This is a genomic window from Pseudonocardia sp. KRD291 (genome assembly GCF_019263595.1).
In the GTDB taxonomy this organism is placed as follows: Bacteria; Actinomycetota; Actinomycetes; order Mycobacteriales; family Pseudonocardiaceae; genus Pseudonocardia.
Genome location: NZ_JADQDD010000486.1, coordinates 1 through 2,211 on the forward strand (window position 1 = coordinate 1; position 2,211 = coordinate 2,211).

Consider the following 2,211-nt stretch of genomic DNA (forward strand, 5'->3'; position numbering starts at 1 on the left):
AAGGTCGGCTCGCCGTACCGCTGGGGCGCGACCGGCCCGAACTCGTTCGACTGCTCCGGCCTGGTGAACTGGGCCTTCGAGCAGGAGGGCGTCGACCTGCCGCGGACCAGCCGCGCGCTGGCCTCGGCCGGCAGCCCCGTTTCGAAGTCGGCCCTCAGGCCCGGGGACCTCGTGACGTTCTACAAGCCGGTCAGCCACGTCGGCATCTACGTCGGAGACGGGCAGATCGTGCACGCCAGCACCAGCGGCAGCCCGGTGAAGGTCTCCGACATGGACCGGATGCCGTTCAACTCGGCGCGCCGGATCTAGGCGACCGCCCACACGAGCCGAGCACCCGGGAGCCCTCGGCGCGCGAACGCGCCGGGGGCTCCCGTCGTTACGTAAGGTCGCCGGGATGAGCGCTCCGCACCGTCCACTCGCCCTCGTCACCGGTGCCTCGCAGGGCATCGGCGCCGCCGTCGCCCGCCTGCTCGCGCCGCGCTACGACCTGCTGCTCGGCGGTCGCGACACGGCCCGGCTCGAGGCCGTGGCGTCCGAGCTGACGGGCGGGCCCGGTAGCGCGCGGGCCTGGCCGGTCGAGCTGACCGACGACGACGCGCTGGCCGGCGCCGTGGACGGCATCGACCGCCTCGACGTGCTCGTGCACTCGGCCGGGATCGGCCTGCTGGGCACCGTCGAGGAGACCCCCGCCGACACCTGGCGGCGGCAGTTCGACGTCAACGTGGTCGCCGTCGCCGAGCTCACCCGGCTGCTGCTGCCCGCGTTGCGCGCGGCCGGCAGCGACACCGGCAGCGACGTCGTCCTGATCAACTCCGGGTCCGGCCTGGCCGCCCGGGCCGGCTGGGGCTCCTACGCGGCGAGCAAGTTCGCGCTGCACGCGTTCGGCGACGCGCTGCGCGCCGAGGAGTCCGGGCGCGGCGTCCGCGTCACGTCGGTGCACCCGGGCCGGGTGGACACGGCGATGCAGCGGGCCGTCGTCGAGCACGAGAGAAGGGCATCCGGAACGGGCATCGGCGCCGAGGGAGGCGTGTACGACGGCTCGACGTTCCTGCGGCCGGACTCGGTGGCGGCCGCCGTGCTGGCGGCGGTCACCGCGAGCCGCGACGCCCACCTGACCGAGGTGGTCCTGCGTCCGGGCGGGTGACCCTGCGGGCCCCGGCCGCGGCTCCGGGCGAACGACGATGCCACCGACCTCGCGATCCCGGTACCGTCGAGGACATGGCCGAGGGTCCGGGTGATGAGGGTATGCGGGTCTCGGACGCCGACCGGGCCTCGACCGCGGAACGGTTGCGGCTCGCCCACGACGAGGGACGGCTCTCGCTCACCGAGTACGACGAGCGGCTCCAGCAGTCCTACGCCGCCGTCGTCCGCGCCGATCTGGACCGGCTGACCGGCGATCTGCCGGTGATCGACGAGAGGAACCTGCCGAGCGTGCGCCGCGAACGCGAGGTCGCCGAACGCCGTCAGGCGAAGACCGAGTGGTACGGCGAGTGGCGCTCCTGGGCCGGGACGTCGGTCCTGCTCCTCGGCATCTGGGGCATGATCAGTCTGGTGGCCGGCGACGTCACGCCGTTCTGGCCGATCTTCCCGATCGGCATCTGGGCGCTGGTCCTGATCGGTTCGGCGTTCGAGCGTCCCCGCACCGACGGGCACGGGGACGCCTCGACCGACAAGGGCTGACCCGGGTCAGGCCATGTCGTAGGGCTGTGCGCTGCCGGGGGCCCCGGGCGCGGCGAGCTCCTTCGGGTTCATCCCGTACCGGTTCGGCCCACGGTTGCCCTCGGACGCCCAGAACACGATCAGGACCGAGGTCAGGATCCCGGCCCGCTGAAGTCCACGTACTGGCGGAGCACCTTCAGCTACCACTGCATGGCAACCTCACAGACGTCGACGTGACCCGGTCGTCTCGGATCCAGGCAACTCGCCGCCGGCACGGCGTCCGTTACGGGACCCGTCGGCATGGTCGGTGTGACATAGCATCGGGCCATGCTGGATCCGGCGCGGGTCGATCTCGGACAGCTCGCGCACGCCCTGGACGACCGGACGCCGGGTACCCGCTGGTTCCTGCACCCCACGCGGGGCGAGATCGCCGCGCACACCGGCGACGACGAGCCGCCCGGATGGGTGGCGGTCGACTCGACGACCTCCGGTGACAGCTACCGCGACATGTCCGAGTTCACCCGCGGCGTGCACGACCGCCGGGCCGCCACC

The 2,211-nt window shown here is 73.0% G+C and carries 3 protein-coding genes and 1 pseudogene; all 4 read left to right on the forward strand.

Annotation, left to right across the window (positions count from 1 at the left end):
• Window positions 1-309 (forward strand): NlpC/P60 family protein (locus I4I78_RS32035; RefSeq protein WP_218615253.1); only part of this gene is annotated, 309 nt, incomplete at its 5' end.
• Window positions 310-394: 85 nt separating this feature from the next.
• Complete coding sequence (locus I4I78_RS32040; RefSeq protein WP_218615254.1) at window positions 395-1,144, forward strand: SDR family oxidoreductase; 750 nt, start codon at window positions 395-397, stop codon at window positions 1,142-1,144.
• Window positions 1,145-1,218: 74 nt separating this feature from the next.
• The gene (locus I4I78_RS32045) at window positions 1,219-1,680 is read left to right on the forward strand and encodes a DUF1707 domain-containing protein (RefSeq protein ID WP_218615255.1); all 462 of its coding nucleotides are present in this window, start codon (window positions 1,219-1,221) and stop codon (window positions 1,678-1,680) included.
• A 306-nt stretch (window positions 1,681-1,986) separates the two neighbouring features.
• Window positions 1,987-2,211, forward strand: a pseudogene (locus tag I4I78_RS32050) (hypothetical protein); the annotation flags it as partial.

Coding starts and splice junctions, on each gene's coding strand:
- I4I78_RS32045 (WP_218615255.1), top strand. CDS start 1,219: ATGGCCGAGGGTCCGGGTGATGAGGGTATGCGGGTCTCGGACGCCGAC.
- I4I78_RS32040 (WP_218615254.1), top strand. CDS start 395: ATGAGCGCTCCGCACCGTCCACTCGCCCTCGTCACCGGTGCCTCGCAG.